Genomic DNA, 16929 nt, shown 5'->3' with positions numbered 1-16929 from the left:
TCCGTGAAAGTGGTCGACGAAGCCTGAGAAGGTGGGGGCTTGGCAGCAGTGGATCGGATCTCAGGCTCGCCGGAAGCGGATCATGCCGCTTGAGTTGAAGTGTAGTGTCATATTTGTGATGTAAAGGACTGTTTTTAAAACATCTTCTTCATTTAGTTATAACGTTTATATCTATTCGAACTTAGTGCAAAAGCTCAATAGGCAAATTCCGGGCAATAAAAACCCTGCGTTTTAAACAGGGTTTTTGTGTTTCAGCGACTCGGGTCGATCAGGCAGTCAGTGCCTGACGGGTACGCTCGATCACGGCCTGCAGCGGTTCTGCGCTGGAGTATTGATCGGGGTACAGGCGTTCGCTGTGACGCGCGATGCCGTGTTCGTTGACCAGGGTGAAGCTGAAGCAGCCTTTGCGAGCGGCCATGATCAGGCAGTTCATTGGAGCAAAAGCGTTGGTGAGGGTGCGAATGGCATCCTGAGTATGGATTTGAGCGTTCATATTATTGGTGTTCCTACAAATGACACGGATAAGAACCGTGCCGTATTAAAACGTTCCAGCGACGTTGACCACTATTGATCGAACGAAGAAACCGACTGGAACAAAGCAGCCAGTTTGAAGCGCTGATAAGTTAGGCGCGCTTGGGCTGGCAGGTAGGTACTTAGGAGGGCAGGCAACACAACAGGGGCAAAGGTTCTGGGCCCGGGGTGAAGATCCTGATCAATTTGCAGGTTGGTTCGGTCAGAGTAAGGAAACTTCGCGACACCCTTTGCTTGTTCAAAGGCCGTGTCGTCGCAAGTGATACCTGGAAACCATCGAGGTGGTCGATCCCGTGTTGGACAGGGGAGTTGTTCGACCAGAATTGACTTTCAGCTTGGTACTAACGCCGCGGATAGTAACGGATTGAAACAGGTAAGGGAAGTGTGTTAGCCAAAAAACTTTCATCAGCCGCCCAACAGGCCGCGATAGACCAGTACGGTGCTCGCTGCCGCCAGGGAGCAGCCCAGCCCGTAGGCGGCAAGCGTCAGGCGTAAGGATTGACCGGTTTCTACCACCTTCATCACGTCGCCCATGTCGTTTATCCGGCCTTCACCCAGTTCGATGCAGAGGCTCACGGCCGTGAACGCCGCCGACAGCAGGATCGCGATGGCGAACACCGCCCCATCCGGTGACGGCAGTGCGGCATTGATCCCCAAGGAAACGGCGCAGATGGCCAGCAGCAACATGGCGAATAATAGAATTCCTTTCATCAACCAACCCACCGTTGCGATGTAGGTGGGGGAGTGTGGCGAGCCGGGAAAGATTTGAAAAGTCCCCGCTTGGCCCTCGCGGTAACATTTTTTCAGCGAGTCGCTTCAAAAAAAGCCGGGGATATAACCATCGAATGGGTACTTGTGCACATTAGTTGCGGCGTGTGTAACCGCGTTGTCAACTGCACTGCAGGGCCGCCATTTGCCTGTAATGGAAATTTAAGTCAATGAAAAATCTGGCTTTTTTTTATTGGTGAAAAAATCGTCAGTTTGACTGCGGCCCCCATTCCATGGGGCTTTGCGCGAGTTAAAGGGGGGTTGTCCACTGAGTTATCCACAGCTTCTGTGGATTGTCCCGAGCGCTTGCTCTAGAACGGGCGTGCCGAGTTTTTTCAGCTTTACCTGTACGAAAAAAAGAGTAGAGTGGCGCGCCTTCCGTTCTGTCCCACAGTGCTTTATGAAGTTTCGCTCAGTATCACCTTCTGTTACCGACACCCCTCAAACTGTTACCGCCCCCAAGCGCTTCTCGTTGAAAGTTGCCTTGTGGTTGCTCGACAGTCCGCGCCTGGGTCACAACACCAATGTAAAGCACTTCGCCGGGCGTTTGCTCAAGCAGCCGGCCCGTGAGGGTGTGGTTGCCGCGCAAAGCCGCCTGGGCCAACTGATGTGCCGCGAATGCGGGAATGCCCGCGACCGCCGCATCGGCCACGACCTGCTACGCCTGGCCGCCCGCGCCGGTGACCGCCGCGCCCAGCGCGAACTGGGCCAGGTCGAAGACTGAGCTGTCCTCAGGCCTTGTGCTCCGCTAACCTTGGTTTTTTTCGGTGATGGCAGACATGTCTATGGTTTTTGACTGGACCAGTATTGCCTTGGGCCTGGCTGGCGCTGCTGTGCCTTTATTGGCCGTGTGCTGGCAGCTCCAGCGACGCCTGAGCGCACGCATGACCGGCTGGGAACTGCTCGAAGAGCGCCTGGCCACTGCACAGCTGGCCCAGGAAGGCCTGGCCGCTCAGCTGGATGCCAGCCGCGACGAGATCAGCGACTTGAGCCAGGCCAACGCCGCCAAGCAGGCTGACCTGGCCGCTGTGCGTCGCGAAGTCGAGTTGCTGCAGATCGACCGTGACAATGCCCGCGACGCCGCCCACGCCTGGAATCTCGACCGCAGCGCCAAGGAAGTCGAGCTACGCCGCCTCGATGCCTTGTCGGCCGCTCTGCGCGCCGAATTGCGTGAACAACAGGACAGTCATCAACAACGCCTCACCGACCTGCAAGGCTCGCGTGATGAGCTGCGTGCGCAGTTCGCCGAGTTGGCCGGCAAGATCTTCGACGAGCGTGAACAGCGCTTCGCCGAAACCAGCCAGGAGCGCCTGGGTCAATTGCTCGATCCGCTGAAAGAGCGCATCCAGTCCTTCGAAAAACGCGTGGAAGAAAGCTACCAGAACGAGGCACGTGAGCGTTTTTCTCTGGCCAAGGAGCTGGAGCGCCTACAGCAGTTGAACCTGCGTCTGTCGGACGAAGCCACCAATCTGACCCGCGCGCTCAAGGGCCAGAAAACCCAGGGCAACTGGGGTGAGCTGATCCTTGAGCGGGTGCTGGAGCATGCCGGGCTGGAGAAGGGCCGTGAGTACCAGACCCAAGTCAGTCTCAAGGGCCCGGACGGCGAGCGTTTCCAGCCCGACGTGCTGATCATGTTGCCCGGCGACAAGCAGGTGGTGGTGGACTCCAAGGTCAGCCTCACCGCTTATCAACAGTATGTGGCAGCAGACGATGAAGTGATCGGCCAGGCGGCCCTGAAGCAGCACGTACTGTCGCTGCGCAACCACGTCAAAGGCCTGGCCGGCAAGGATTACAAACGCCTGGAAGGCCTGCACAGCCTGGATTTCGTGTTGCTGTTCGTGCCGATCGAAGCGGCATTTTCCGCTGCGTTGCAGGCCGAGCCCAACCTGTTCCAGGAAGCGTTCGACCGTCATATCGTGATTGTCAGCCCAACCACCTTGCTCGCGACCCTGCGTGTGATCGACAGCCTGTGGAAACAGGAACGCCAGAGCCAGAACGCCCGGGAAATCGCCGAGCGCGCCGGTTGGCTGTACGACAAGTTTGTGCTGTTTATCCAGGACCTGGATGAAGTGGGTAACCGTTTGCAGCAGTTGGATAAGGCTTACAGTGCGGCGCGAAACAAGCTGACAGATGGACGCGGAAATCTGGTCAGCCGCACCGAGCAATTGAGGTTGCTGGGGGCGCGGGCGAGTAAAAGCCTGCCGGCGGATTTGCTCGAGCGGGCGATGACGGATTCAGACGGTGTCGCGCACCTACCCGAGTAACTGAGTTACAAGGGAAGATGTCGGCTTAACAATGCCCGCAACGCCGCTGGCTTCACCGGCTTGGCCAGGTAATCCAACCCCGCCGCATGCACTTCGGCCACCATCTCCGGGCGGCCGTCGGCGCTGATCACCACACCGGGAATCGGCTCGGCCAATTGTGCGCGCAGCCACCCCATCAGCTCAGTTCCGGTTTCGCCATGGTCCAAGTGGTAATCCACCAGGGCCAACTGCGGACGCACGCCGTCGGCGAGCAACGCCGCGCATTGCGCCTGGTCGGTGGCGGTCCACACCTCGCAGCCCCAGCGGGTCAACAGGCTGCGCATGCCGATCAGGATGCTCTCTTCGTTATCCACACACAGCACCTGTGCGCCGCTCAACGGCAGGCCGGTTTCCTGGGGTGTCTTGACCTGTGGGCTGGCCTGGTTGCGCGCCAACGGCACGCGCACGCTGAATACGCTGCCTTTGCCTGGCCACGAGCGTACGCTCAACCGATGGCCGAGTACGCGGCACAAGCCATCGGCGATTGCCAGGCCCAGTCCCAAGCCTTTCTCCGCGCGGGTCTGGTGGCTGTCCAGGCGTTTGAACTCTTGGAAGATCACCTTCTGTTTATCCAGCGGGATGCCGGGGCCACGGTCCCACACTTCCAGGCACAGCTCGCCCTTGCGTCGGCGTACGCCAAGCAGCACCGGGCCGTCGGCATAACGGAATGCGTTGGTGAGAAAATTCTGCAGGATGCGCCGCAGCAACTTGATATCGCTGTCGACGCGCAAGCGACTGCCGCGCAGGCGGAAACGCAAACCTTGCTCGTTGGCCAGCGCCTTGAACTCTGCGCCTAAGGTGTCGAACAGTTCGTTGAGTGCAAAGGGCTGGCGCTGCGGATTGATCTTGCCGTTTTCCAGGCGCGAGATATCCAGCAAGTCGCTGATCAGGTCTTCGGCGGAGCGCAAGGAGCTGTCCAGGTGCTGCACCAATTGCCGGGCTTCGGTGGAGAGGCCGTCGTTCTGGTGGGAGAGGGCGGCGGAAAACAGGCGCGCAGCATTCAAAGGTTGCATCAAGTCATGGCTGACCGCCGCCAGGAAGCGGGTCTTCGACTGGCTGGCGGATTCGGCCACGCCCTTGGCATCGGTGAGTGCCACATTGAGTTGGGACAGTTCATGGGTGCGCTCGGTCACCCTTTGTTCCAGGCCTTCGTTGGCCTCGGTAAGTGCCTGCTCGGCTTCGCGGAACGCGGTAATGTCAGTGAAGCTCATGACAAAACCGCCGCCCGGCATCGGGTTGCCGATCAGTTCGATCACCCGTCCATTGGGAAATAAACGTTCGGACGTGTGTGCACGGCCTTGGCGCATCCAGTGCAGGCGTCGCGCCACGTGCACTTCGGCCTCGCCCGGCCCGCACAACCCGCGTTCGGCGTTGTAGCGGATGATGTCGGCGATCGGCCGGCCCACGCTGATCAGCCCGTCCGGGTAGTTGAACAGCTCCAGGTAACGCCGGTTCCAGGCCACCAGCTTGAGGGACTGGTCGACCACGCTGATGCCCTGGGTGATGTTTTCGATGGCCCCTTGCAGCAACGCGCGGTTGAACTGCAGAACCTCCGACGCTTCGTCAGCGATGCGGACGACGTCCTCCAACTGCATTTCCCGCCCTTCGATGGCGGCTTTTACCACCGCACGTGTCGACGAGGCGCCCAGTACGCCGGCCAATAATCGCTCGGTGTGGGCAATCCAATCGTTGTCGGCATTCTGGTTGGGGTTGAAGCCTTTGCCCTGGCGATAGGCGAAGCGGATAAAGCTCTGCTGGGCGCGTTCTTCACCGACAAAGCGCGCTGCCAGGCTGAGCAAGTCGCTGATCTGCACCGACAACATCGAACGGGCGCTGGCACGTTGGCTGATTTCCTGGCCGATGAAACGCCCGGCTTGCCAGTGTTCGGACACGCGCGTGCGCGACAGCATCGACACCCACACAAACAGCGTGAAGTTGCCGGCCAGGGAAAACACGGTACCCAAGGTCAATGAGGTGACAGACAGGCCTAGCGGGTGGGAATGCATCCACGTCAACCCTGGGAAAAGGCTGAGAGACCAGCCCAGGCTTTTCGCCGTCACCGGTAGGACCAGGGTGTAGAACCACAGGAAAGTACCGGCTGCCAGCCCGGCGAATACCCCGCGTCGGTTGGCTTGTTTCCAATACAACGCACCGAGCATGGCGGGAGCCAGTTGGGTCACGGCGGCAAAGGCGATCTGGCCGATGGTCGCCAGGCTCGCGGTGGAGCCCAGCAGGCGATAGCTGACGTAGGCCAGCAACAGAATGATCACGATGCTTACGCGGCGTACCGAGAGCATCCAGTGGCGAAACACTTCGAACGGCCGCTCGGCGCTGGAGCGACGCAGCAACCAAGGCAGCAGCATGTCGTTGGACACCATGGTCGACAACGCAATGCTCGCCACGATGACCATGCCGGTGGCCGCTGACGCCCCCCCGATAAAGGCCAATACAGCCAGCGCCGGATGGGCTTCGGCCATGGGCAGGCTGATGACGTAGGAGTCCGGCAGTACCGAGCTGGGTAGCATCATCTTGCCGCCCAAGGCGATCGGTACTACAAACAGTGCGGCAAGAATCAGATAGGCGGGAAACACCCACTTGGCCAGGCGTAGGTCCTGGGGGTCGATATTCTCCACCACCGTGACATGAAACTGCCGAGGCAGGCAGATGATCGCCATCATGGCCACGCCGGTCTGCACCACCATGGAGGGCCAGTTGACGGTCTCTTTCCAGTATTCATCCAGGCGGGGCGCGAGCATGGCCTGGCTGAACAGATCACCGAAACCGTCGTACAGCCCGTAGGTCACAAACGCGCCGACCGCGAGAAACGCGAACAGTTTGACCAGAGATTCAAACGCAATTGCCAGCACCATGCCCCGGTGGTGTTCCGTGGCATCGAGGTTGCGCGTACCAAACACAATGGTGAACAGCGCCAGCACCAGCGACACAATCAGCGCGGTGTCCTGGGCGCGGGTGCCGGTGGTGTCGGCGCCAGCGCCGATCAGCAGATTGACGCCCAGCACGATGCCTTTGAGTTGCAGCGCGATATAAGGCAGCACGCCGACCAGGCAGATCAGTGCAACCACCACGGCCAGGGATTGGGATTTGCCGTAGCGTGCCGCAATAAAGTCGGCGATGGAGGTGATGTTTTCCTGCTTGCTGATCAGGATCATCTTCTGCAGCACCCAAGGTGCCAACACCAGCAACAACACCGGTCCCAGGTAGATCGGTAAAAACGCCCACAACTGTTCGGCGGCCTGGCCTACGGCGCCGAAGAATGTCCAACTGGTGCAGTAAACGGCCAGCGACAGGCTGTACACCCAGGCACGCATACGCGGCGGCAGCGGCGCACGGCGGCGATCACCGTAGAAGGCGATGGCAAACATAATGGCCATATAGGCCAGGGCAACGGCGGCAATCAGCCCGCTGGACAACGTCATGGTAACTCCGCGCATAAGAACACCCGGGCATTCCAGGCCCGGTTGGACAGTCTCGCAGAATGCTTGGGGTTAGTCAGTGTCGACCAAGGTCTGAGCGCGACGTGATGTCGCGGCTTAACGGGGTGGCAGGGTTTTCTGGCGCAGGATGTAAATAGTCACCAGCACCGCACTGGTCAGCATGAAACCCCGCGCCCACGGCAGTGGCACCAGGTAACAGGACACGCCGATACTCAGCCACATCAAGCCGATGGCGTAGACCTTGGCTTTGAGAGGAATGCCATTGCCATCCAGGTAATCACGGATCCACGGTCCCAGGCGTGGGTGTTGCACCAGCCAATGGTAGAAACGTGGGGAGCTTCGGGCGAAGCAGGCGGCAGCGAGCAGCAGGAAGGGTGTCGTCGGCAATACCGGCAGGAAAATCCCGATCACCCCCAACGCCACACTGAGCCAGCCGATGGCCAGCAACAGGTAGCGCAGGAGCAGAGGACGATTGCCCATGGGTGTCACGGGCAAGCGACTCAGTGGTGACGTGGTTTGAGGATCGCCGGTTTTTCGTCAGGTGCGTTGCACAGCAGGTACAGCGCGGTCAGGGCTTCCGGGATCTGAACGATCATGTCGTCCATCAGGTTGGCGTCGGCGGCGATGTCAGCGAATTCAGGCTGGTCGTCGAACAGGCCGGAACCGACCATGATCGGCAGCAGCATTTCGCTGACTTCTTCCTCGGCGGTTTCGAACCACGCGGCTTCGCGCAGGAAAACGCCTTCCATGAAGCCGATGCACCAGCCGCGCAGGTCGGAGTCATCCGGTTCTTCGCCCAGATCCAGTTCGCACGGCAGCTCGAATTCTTCGTCGGAAGCCAGTTGGCGACCGATGTGGGCCTTGAGGGCCAGTAGAGTGGATTCGATTTCTTCGCGTTGGGCCGCGTCGGTGTAGTGCGGCTCTTCGGCGAACAGTGCATCGATCCATTCACGGTCGGGGACGACGTCGGAGCAGATCGACAGGGCGGTCAGGTAGCCGTGGGCGGCCACGTAGTCCAGCGCCTCGTCATGCAGCTCATCGGCGTCGAGGAAGGCTTGCAGGCGGGTTAGTTGCTCAGCGAAGGACATTGAAGGACTACCTTGGGAATAAACGATGCTGAATTCTAGGCTTTCTTGAGCGCCCAGGCCAGCCGCACTGCATATTTGCCAGGTTTTAGATAGCGCTCGCTGTTCGTCAGTGGCGCCCTTTGCCGGGTAGCGCTCGGGTATACTGCCGCGTTTTGTGATGCCCTTGCAGGCCAAGCGCCAGTGCGCGAAAACTTCGCTTACGGATTATTTCCCGTGAAAGCGGTTTTTTTCGGCCAGCCTGTACAGAGGGATTTCGGCACTATTTTGGAGTTTTACATGCTCGAGCAGGCACAACGCGTCCTCAAGGACATCTTCGGCTACGACAGTTTTCGTGGCCGCCAGGGTGCGATCATTGAGCGCGTGGCCAATGGCGGTGACGCACTGGTCCTGATGCCTACCGGCGGTGGTAAATCATTGTGCTTCCAGGTGCCAGCGCTGTTGCGCAATGGACTGGCCGTGGTGGTGTCGCCGCTGATCGCACTGATGGACGACCAGGTGGCCACCCTTGAAGAACTCGGTGTCGCCGCCGCGTCGTTGAACTCCACCCTCAGTGCCGAGCAGCAGCGCGACCTGGCCGCGCGGATCAAGCGCGGTGAAGTGAAGATGCTGTACCTGGCCCCCGAGCGCCTGGTGCAGCCGCGCATGCTGGCTTTTTTGCAAAGCCTGGAAATCGCCCTGTTCGCCATCGACGAAGCCCACTGTGTCTCCCAATGGGGCCATGACTTCCGCCGCGAATATTTGCAGCTCGGCCAATTGGCTGAGCTGTTCCCCGATGTGCCGCGCATTGCCCTGACCGCCACGGCCGACAAGCGCACCCGCGAAGAAATCGTCGAGCGCCTGCACCTGCAGAACGCCGAGCGCTTCCTGTCGAGCTTTGACCGTCCGAACATTTTCTATCGCATCGTGCCCAAGGAGCAGCCGCGCAAACAGTTGCTGGCGTTCCTCTCCGAGCGGCGCAGCGATGCGGGCATCGTCTATTGCCTGTCGCGCAAGAAGGTCGATGAGGTGGCCGCGTTTCTCTGTGAACAAGGCTACCCAGCGTTGCCGTATCACGCCGGCCTGCCCAACGAAACACGTTCGGCTCACCAGAAGCGCTTCCTCAACGAGGAAGGCCTGATCATGGTGGCCACTATCGCGTTCGGCATGGGCATCGACAAATCCAACGTGCGCTTCGTCGCGCACATGGACCTGCCCAAATCCCTCGAGGCCTACTACCAGGAAACCGGGCGCGCCGGCCGTGACGGTTTGCCGGCGGATGCGTGGATGGTCTACGGCCTGCAAGACGTGGTGATGCTCAAGCAGATGCTGCAGAACTCCGAGGGTGACGAGCGCCATAAGCGGCTTGAGCAGCACAAGCTCGACGCCATGCTCTCGCTGTGTGAAGAGACCCGCTGCCGTCGCCAGACTTTGCTGGCGTATTTTGACGAAGACATGCCCGAGCCGTGCGGCCATTGCGACAACTGCGTCGACGGCGTGCAGACCTGGGACGCCACTGAACCGGCGCGCCAGGGTTTGTCCGCCATCTATCGCACCGGCCAGCGTTATGGCGTCGGTCACTTGGTGGATGTGTTGCTGGGCAAGGACAACGAGAAGGTGCGCAGCTTCGGCCACGAAAAACTCTCGGTCTATGGCGTCGGCAAGGCCCGCGCGGAAGGCGAGTGGCGCTCGCTGTTCCGGCAGATGGTGGCGCGCGGCCTGGTGGACATCGACATCGAAGGCTATGGCGGCCTGCGCCTGAATGACAGCTGCCGGCCGTTGCTCAAGGGCGAAGTCAGCCTGGAGCTGCGCCGCGACCTCAAGCCGCAGACCACCGCCAAGACCAGCACCAGCCAGGCCAGCCAGCTTGTTCGTGGCGAAGAACGCGAGCAGTGGGAAGCCTTGCGCACCCTGCGTCGCAAACTGGCGCAGGAACACAGCGTGCCGCCGTACGTTATTTTCCCCGACTCCACCCTGCTGGAGATGCTGCGCGAGCAACCCACCAGCATGGCCGAGATGGCGCGGGTCAGTGGTGTGGGCGCGCGCAAGCTGGAGCGTTACGGCCAGGCCTTCCTCGAAGTCCTCGGCGGCCAGGCCGAAGCGCCCAAGGAAGTCGCCGATATCCGCCACGAACTGATCAGCCTGGCACGTGCTGGCATGACTCCGGTCCAGATCGCCAACCAGCTGCAATGCTCTGAAAAGAACGTCTACACCTTGCTCGCTGAATCCATCGGCAAGCAGCAGTTGTCGCTGGAGCAAGCCCTTGATTTACCCGAGGATCTGCTCGGCGAAATCCAGGATGCATTCCTGGACGGGGAGGGCGAATTGCCACCTGTGGCGGAGATTGCCCCGCTGTTCACCGGGCGCGTTCCTGAAGGTGTTTTGTACTGCGTGCGGGCGGCTTTGCAGTCTGAATTCGAAATTTAGTGCGCCAATTACGACAATGTAACGAATCAGTACATAGCAACTCTTGCCTATGGGCAAAGCTCATGCTTAGCTGACTAATAATTAGCCACACTTTATTTTCAGTCTAAAACATGAGTTTTTTATGCCGTTAACCGATCAACACCGATTTGGCATGCAACTGGCGCAAATGTCCCGTGGTTGGCGCGCCGAGCTGGATCGCCGTCTGGCTGGGCTTGGCCTGTCACAGGCGCGCTGGCTGGTGCTGCTGCACCTGGCCCGTTTTGAAGAGGCCCCCACCCAGCGTGAGTTGGCGCAGAGTGTGGGTGTAGAAGGGCCGACATTGGCCCGCCTGCTGGACAGCCTGGAAGGCCAGGGCCTGGTGCAACGCCAGGCCGTGGTGGAAGACCGTCGTGCCAAGCGCATTCTGCTGTGTGACACCGCCCGCCCGTTGATCGAACAGATCGAAACCATCGCCACGGCCCTGCGGCATGAGCTGTTCGTGGGGGTGGATGAAGCTGATTTGAGTGTGTGCATGCGCGTGCATGCGCACATCCTGTCGAACCTGGAAAAGTCCTGAAGCAAACACCGCACGGGCTTGTTGTAGTAAGCGGGCAAGCCCGCTCACTACAAAAGGGTTCTGTTCAAACCGTCAGAACGTCTGCCCCAGGTTCAGATACACCGCCTTCTGATTATCATCATTGAACCCATAGCTGAAGTTCAGCGGCCCCAACGGTGTATCAAACCCCAGGAAAATACTCGCCGCGTTGATATACCCACTGTCGAACTCATTGTCATTGTTCCACGCGCGGCCGCGTTCCAGTGACGCGCCCAGGTACAGCGGGAAATCCAGCGGCAGGTACGAACGCGGTGTGAGCCTGCGGTAGTACACCGCGCGCATCAGGCTGATGTTCTGCCCCGAGATTGCATCCTGGCGGAAGCCCGACAGCTGCCGCGCACCACCCAGCAGGAAGCTGGAAATCACCACGTCCGAATCATCCAGGGTGCGCCCGTAACGCCCGCCCAGCACCAGGGTGTCCGGGCCGTGGCTCATGGCCTTGTCGAGCTTGAACTCCCACTGGCGGTAACGCTGGTCCGAGCCCAGTCCCGGTTCGAATTCGCGGTAGGCCAGGCCGATGTCTTCGCCGGTATGGGGGAAGTACACGTTGTCCAGGGAGTCGAAGGAGTACTTCAGTTCATAGAAGCCTTCGCTGAAACTCACGCTGGGCAGATCCCGGTCGCCGATGCGCACGTCCGCCTTGCCCCAGGCTTCGCCGACGCCGAAGCGGATTTCGCCGCTGTTGCCGATCTGCCGTCCGACGTTCAAGCCGAAACCGTAGCGTTCCAGGCGATATTCGGAGATGGGGTCGTTGTCCAGGATCAGCTCGACGTTCTGGGCCTGGGCGCTGATGTACGGCGCGACAAAGTAACGCGAACCCGTGTCCATTGGCTGGTAGAACTCACTGTACAGCTCTTGTCGATCCCCAATCTGCACCCGCGTCAGCCATTCGGCGCCGAGGCGGTTGATGCCGTTCATGCGGTAGCTGGCGCCGAGGTTGAACGCGCTGTCGCCGCGCATGTCGTCCGACAGGTTCAAGCCCAGGCGCAGGTAGTCGGTGCCGCTGCGTTTGCCGCGCGCGCTGATCACCAGGGTGTTGTCCTGGCCCTTTTTCACCACGCGGTATTGCACCTGCTCGAAGTAATCCAGGCCGTACAAGGTGCCCATGTCGGTTTGCAGGCGCCCTAGGTTGAGCGGCTCGCCCAAGGGTTGGCGGATGTAGTAGCGGATCACGTCGTCGCTGACTTTCGAGTCGTTCTCCACGTTGATGGCGGTGATCACCGGCGTGCGTTCACCGGGTGTGCGGGCGGCCACCAGTTGCGGGTCGATCGGCTCGGCGGGGCGCAGGTGGGCCAGGCGCGCGTCGAGGGCGCGGGTGGCGCGATAGCCGGCGTCGATCATGTCCTTGGCGCGGCCGAAGTCGGTCACGCCATAGGCGGCGAGGGGTGGCTGGATCAGCACATCCTTGGGGTGCAGGTCCTTGAGTTGTTCTTCAGAGTTGCGTCGGGTCATCAGGGTGATCGACTGGTTGAGCACGTCCACCACCGTCGCCAGTTGCTTGCGCGAGCGCAGCGGGGTGCCGATGTCGACGACAATGGCGATATCCACGCCCATTTCCCGCGCCACATCCAGCGGGATGTTATCGGTCATGCCGCCGTCCACCAGCAGTCGGCCATCCAGCTCAACCGGCGCGAACACCGCCGGGATCGACATGCTGGCGCGGATCACCTGGGGGAGGTGACCCTTGCGGAATACCACTTTCTCGCCGGTGGTGATATCGGTCGCCACCGCGCGGAAGGGGATCGGCAGCTTGTCGAAGTTACGCGTGTTGCTGCTATGGGCGAACATGCTTTCCAGCAGCAGCGCCAGGTTCTGGCCTTGGATCACGCCCAGTGGCAGGCCCAGGCTGCCGTCGTCGCGAAAGCTGAGTTTCTGCTTGACCAGGAAATCCCGGTCATCCTGCTTGCGCCGGAACGGCACGTCTTCCCGCGGCGGTGCGTCGGACAGTGCCTGTTGCCAGTCGATGCTCAGCGCCAGCTTTTCCAACTCATCGATCTTGTAGCCCGAGGCGTACAGCCCGCCGATCACCGCGCCCATGCTGGTGCCGGCAATCGCATCGATCTGGATGCCTTGCTCTTCCAGTGCCTTGAGCACACCGATATGGGCCAGCCCACGGGCGGCACCGCCGGACAGCACCAGGCCGATCTTCGGGCGTGGCGGTTCAATGGCATCGGCAACAAGGGGGAGCAAGCACAGAAACAGGCAGGACAGCAGGCGGCGCATCATGAATCTCGGGACTGGGCGATAAAGGCCGGTATTATAGCCACTCGATCCGCCTAGCCCGTTACGCCAGGAGCCTTTCAAATCATGTCGCTGATCAAACCCGAGATCGTCATCACCTATTGCACCCAGTGTCAGTGGTTGCTGCGCGCCGCGTGGTTGGCGCAGGAACTGTTGAGTACGTTTGCGGATGACCTGGGCAAAGTGGCGCTGGAACCGGCCACCGGTGGCGCATTTCGCATCACCTGTGATGGGGTGCAGATCTGGGAGCGCAAGGTCGACGGCGGTTTTCCCGAGGCCAAGGTACTCAAGCAGCGCGTGCGCGATCAGATCGACCCGCAGAGGGACCTGGGGCATAACGACCGCACACAGTGAAAGTCACCGCCTTGTAAAGGCGGTGACCCTGCAGCGCAGTCCTATTTGGCGGCCATCTTTTGTTTGATGAAACCTATCAGCCACGTCAACACTAGGCCGCCGACACCTCCCCCGACAATGTTGCTGCCAACCGCCGCCACATCCAGCGCTTCACCGCCCGAGGTGCCGGTGAGTGCCGCGACGACCTGGCCCAACACCAGCCCGCCGACACCACCGATCAGTGTATTGAGCCCGGTCCCGAGGCTCTGTTTGGTCATACCGGCAATGTTGCCGCCGACGGCCCCGCTGATGATCTGCACTAACAAATTGATGAGCATTTCCATGGTAAAGCTCCCGCATCGCGTTGAGTTGTGACCACTCGCGTGCAGCAACTTCAGAACACACCCAGGCTGTCGTCGAGCTGTCGGTTATCCGTTGAACGACTGCAGACTGTTGCGGATGTTTAAAGTATAGATCAGGCCGTGGTTGCGGGCTGCTTGGCCTGGCTGGCACCGCCCATCAACCCTGACAGCACGATCGCGACGATGATCAACACACCGCCCAAGAGCATGCGCAGCGTCGGGGTTTCGGCAAACAGCAGCCAAGCCGCGGTGATGCCGTAGACCGGCTCCATGGCGAACACCACCGAAGCGGTACGCGCCTTGATCACCGCGAGGCTGGCAACAAACAGGCTATGGGCCAGGCCGGTGCAGAACACGCCGAGCAAACCGATCCACAACCAGTCGATTGCGCGCACCTCTGTCAGGCCGGGCGCCGCCACGGGCAACAGGCACACGGCGACCACCACGTTCTGGCACAGCGCCGCCTGCACCGCCGGGATACGTCCGGAGCTGGCGCGGTTATTCAGTGACAACAGGGAAAACAGCAACCCCGAGGCGATGCCCCAGAGCAATCCGCCGGTGGCTTCGCTGGCAAGGTTGAAGTCCGGGGTAACCAACACCAGGCCGACGCTGACCAGCACGACCAGGACCACTTCGTTGGCGCGGATGCGCTCGCGGAAAATCAGCCCTTCGAGGATCACGGTAAAGGCCGGAAATGCGGTGAAGCCCAAAGTCGCCACTGCCACGCCGGCGACTTTCACGGCAATAAAGAAGGTCACCCAGTGCGCCGCCAACAATACGCCGCTGATCAGCAGCCGGCGCCAGTCGCGCAGCTCCAGGGTTTTCCAGGCGGTGCTGCTGGCGAACCGTGCGAATACCGCCAGCGCCACCACGGCAAACACGGCGCGACCAAAAACGATGATGGCCGGGGAGGCGGCCGCCAGTTTGCCGAATACGCCGGTGAGGCCAAACATCAATGCGCCGATATGCAGAGCGCCGAGGGCTGAGCGGGGAGTCATTGCGATCCTTGAGTCTTGGTGTGACAGAACCGCAGTCTAGTGGGTGGCCCGCATCGGTGTCTGTCGTCCGGCTCGCGATGTTTATCGCGAGACTCTTCCTACGGCTTACGCCGTAAAGCACCCGGCGAGGCGCCAAATTCCCGCAGCATTGCGGCGGCGAAGGCACTTTGCGAGGCGTAACCGACGCGATCGGCGATTTCACCGATAGGCAGCGGTGTTTTGCGCAACAGGTCCAGGGCCATGTGCAGGCGACGGCTACGGATGTAGTCCATGGGGGTTTGCCCGCATTCCGCCATGAACCGTGCGTGCAGGCGCGCCACTGACAAATCAGCGATACGCGCCAGGTCAGCCACCTGCAACGGATGTGCAAGGTGTCGCTCGATATGTTGATTGAAGGCTGCGTACGGTAAGCGTCGGCCCGGCTGCGGTGGGGCCAGCGGATGATTGAGGCTGGCCAGCAACAGCACCGCGCCTTGCTGCACGATCAATGGGTCATGTACCGGGCTGTGTGCCAGCCATTGCACCAGTTGGCTTTGCCGCGAGTCCAAGGTCAGCCGCGCGGGCTGGTCGAGCAGGCGGCGACTGGCATCGGCATGCTCGCCCAGCGATTGCAGCACCCAATGCTCGGTCGGCACATCCAGCACCAGGCAACGGCTGCCATCGCGACTGCCGCACGCATGGTGGGCCGAGAAGGGCAGCACCATCACGCTGCTTTCGCGCACCTGGCTGCCACGGCCGTCCACTTCCAGGTCCAGGTGCCCGGACAGGCCGAACACCAACTGCGCATGGTCATGGCTGTGGGCGAGGGGCGCTTCGACGTAGTGGCGTAGGGTGAGGGTGGGTCCCATTGTGGTCTCCTGGGCAGCAAGCGGGCAGTCTACAACGCTTTGCGGGCCCTGAGCGCTGTCATCAGACTGACGCACAGTTGTCATGGGCTATTAATCGCCAGGGCGCAAGCTCGCGAAAACACCGTCGAGGGATGCCCATGACCAGTGCCGAGTTCGCCAAGCCCAGCCGCAAGCAACGGGTTCGTACCCTGTGGATTTCCGATGTGCACCTGGGCACCCGGGATTGCCAGGCCGAACATTTGTCGCAGTTCCTCAAGGGCTATCACGCTGACAAGGTCTACTTGGTCGGTGACATCATCGACGGCTGGAAACTGCGCGGCGGCATGTATTGGCCCCAGGCCCACACCAACGTGATCCGCCGCTTGCTGACCATGGCCAAGCGTGGCACCGAGGTGATCTACGTCACCGGCAACCACGACGAATTCCTGCGTCGCTATTCCAAGCTGATCCTGGGCAATATCCAGCTGGTCGACGAAGCAATCCACGTGACTGCCGACGGCCGGCATCTGCTGGTGATCCACGGCGATCAGTTCGACGTGATCACCCGTTACCACCGCTGGCTGGCGTTCCTCGGTGACTCGGCCTACGAGTTCACCCTCACGCTGAACCGCTGGCTGAACCACTGGCGTGCGCGCTACGGTTATGGCTATTGGTCGCTGTCGGCGTACCTCAAGCACAAGGTCAAGACGGCGGTGAACTTCATCAGTGATTTTGAAGAAGCTATCGCCCACGAGGTGACCAAGCGCGAGTTGCATGGCGTGGTCTGCGGGCATATCCACCATGCGGAGATTCGCAAGGTGGGCGAGGTGGATTACCTGAACTGCGGGGATTGGGTGGAGTCGTGCACGGCGTTGATCGAACACTGGGATGGGAGCATCGAGTTGTATCGGTTGGCGGATGCGCAGGCGAAAGAGGCACTGCTGAAAGCAGAGATGGTAGCGGGCTAGAGCCTGACTCGGTCGAAAATGTGGGAGCGGGCTTGCTCGCGAATGCGGTAGGTCAGT

Annotated in this window: 15 protein-coding genes; 6 read left to right on the top strand and 9 right to left on the bottom strand. The window is 60.7% G+C overall.

The window, feature by feature from the left end:
- Positions 1 to 268: 268 nt before the first annotated feature.
- Both ACP7EW_RS05025 and ACP7EW_RS05020 read right to left on the bottom strand, forming a co-directional pair.
- On the bottom strand, positions 269 to 493 hold the full coding sequence (locus ACP7EW_RS05025; RefSeq protein WP_005790139.1) for a hypothetical protein: 225 nt from the start codon (positions 491 to 493) through the stop codon (positions 269 to 271).
- Positions 494 to 936: 443 nt separating this feature from the next.
- A complete protein-coding gene (locus tag ACP7EW_RS05020) occupies positions 937 to 1242 on the bottom strand; it encodes a hypothetical protein (protein WP_426215679.1) in 306 nt (101 codons plus the stop codon).
- 457 nt (positions 1243 to 1699) lie between these two features.
- Here ACP7EW_RS05020 and ACP7EW_RS05015 point away from each other — a divergent pair, with 457 nt between their 5' ends.
- On the top strand, positions 1700 to 2023 hold the full coding sequence (locus ACP7EW_RS05015) for a hypothetical protein (RefSeq protein ID WP_025855837.1): 324 nt from the start codon (positions 1700 to 1702) through the stop codon (positions 2021 to 2023).
- Positions 2024 to 2198: 175 nt separating this feature from the next.
- Positions 2199 to 3563 (top strand): DNA recombination protein RmuC, encoded by a 1365-nt coding sequence (rmuC, locus tag ACP7EW_RS05010; RefSeq protein ID WP_177112173.1) that lies wholly within the window; start codon positions 2199 to 2201, stop codon positions 3561 to 3563.
- 5 nt (positions 3564 to 3568) lie between these two features.
- Here rmuC and ACP7EW_RS05005 read toward each other — a convergent pair whose 3' ends face one another.
- From ACP7EW_RS05005 to ACP7EW_RS04995, 3 genes are all read right to left on the bottom strand, one after another.
- Positions 3569 to 7039: a hybrid sensor histidine kinase/response regulator gene (locus tag ACP7EW_RS05005; protein ID WP_426215677.1), complete on the bottom strand. Its 3471-nt coding sequence runs from the start codon at positions 7037 to 7039 to the stop codon at positions 3569 to 3571.
- Between the two features lie 114 nt (positions 7040 to 7153).
- Positions 7154 to 7537 (bottom strand): YbaN family protein, encoded by a 384-nt coding sequence (locus ACP7EW_RS05000; RefSeq protein WP_038849156.1) that lies wholly within the window; start codon positions 7535 to 7537, stop codon positions 7154 to 7156.
- A 20-nt stretch (positions 7538 to 7557) separates the two neighbouring features.
- On the bottom strand, positions 7558 to 8145 hold the full coding sequence (locus tag ACP7EW_RS04995) for a YecA family protein (RefSeq protein ID WP_016976541.1): 588 nt from the start codon (positions 8143 to 8145) through the stop codon (positions 7558 to 7560).
- Between the two features lie 276 nt (positions 8146 to 8421).
- On the opposite strand from ACP7EW_RS04995, the gene recQ reads away from it, so the two are divergent.
- A complete protein-coding gene (recQ, locus tag ACP7EW_RS04990) occupies positions 8422 to 10548 on the top strand; it encodes a DNA helicase RecQ (RefSeq protein WP_426215675.1) in 2127 nt (708 codons plus the stop codon).
- A gap of 121 nt (positions 10549 to 10669) precedes the next feature.
- Positions 10670 to 11104: a MarR family transcriptional regulator gene (locus ACP7EW_RS04985; RefSeq protein WP_010208708.1), complete on the top strand. Its 435-nt coding sequence runs from the start codon at positions 10670 to 10672 to the stop codon at positions 11102 to 11104.
- A 72-nt stretch (positions 11105 to 11176) separates the two neighbouring features.
- Here ACP7EW_RS04985 and ACP7EW_RS04980 read toward each other — a convergent pair whose 3' ends face one another.
- A complete protein-coding gene (locus ACP7EW_RS04980; RefSeq protein ID WP_033900726.1) occupies positions 11177 to 13366 on the bottom strand; it encodes a patatin-like phospholipase family protein in 2190 nt (729 codons plus the stop codon).
- An 84-nt stretch (positions 13367 to 13450) separates the two neighbouring features.
- Between ACP7EW_RS04980 and ACP7EW_RS04975 the strand changes: the two genes are divergently transcribed.
- Positions 13451 to 13738: a SelT/SelW/SelH family protein gene (locus ACP7EW_RS04975; protein WP_033900727.1), complete on the top strand. Its 288-nt coding sequence runs from the start codon at positions 13451 to 13453 to the stop codon at positions 13736 to 13738.
- A 41-nt stretch (positions 13739 to 13779) separates the two neighbouring features.
- Here the strand turns inward: ACP7EW_RS04975 and ACP7EW_RS04970 are convergent, their stop codons facing one another.
- The 3 genes from ACP7EW_RS04970 to ACP7EW_RS04960 form a co-directional block, all read right to left on the bottom strand.
- Entirely contained in the window at positions 13780 to 14061 is a 282-nt protein-coding gene (locus ACP7EW_RS04970) for a hypothetical protein (protein ID WP_061449194.1), read from the bottom strand.
- A 131-nt stretch (positions 14062 to 14192) separates the two neighbouring features.
- Positions 14193 to 15077 carry a DMT family transporter gene (locus ACP7EW_RS04965; protein ID WP_426215672.1) on the bottom strand — a complete coding sequence of 295 codons (885 nt, stop codon included), beginning with the start codon at positions 15075 to 15077 and terminating at the stop codon, positions 14193 to 14195.
- A 98-nt stretch (positions 15078 to 15175) separates the two neighbouring features.
- A complete protein-coding gene (locus ACP7EW_RS04960) occupies positions 15176 to 15925 on the bottom strand; it encodes an AraC family transcriptional regulator (RefSeq protein WP_033900730.1) in 750 nt (249 codons plus the stop codon).
- A 137-nt stretch (positions 15926 to 16062) separates the two neighbouring features.
- Between ACP7EW_RS04960 and ACP7EW_RS04955 the strand changes: the two genes are divergently transcribed.
- Complete coding sequence (locus ACP7EW_RS04955) at positions 16063 to 16872, top strand: UDP-2,3-diacylglucosamine diphosphatase (RefSeq protein WP_061449193.1); 810 nt, start codon at positions 16063 to 16065, stop codon at positions 16870 to 16872.
- Positions 16873 to 16929: the final 57 nt, after the last annotated feature.

The sequence above is a fragment of the Pseudomonas sp. DWRC2-2 genome (assembly GCF_049897885.1).
GTDB lineage: Bacteria > Pseudomonadota > Gammaproteobacteria > Pseudomonadales > Pseudomonadaceae > Aquipseudomonas > Aquipseudomonas azotoformans_A.
This window is presented reverse-complemented; position numbering and strand designations above follow the sequence as displayed.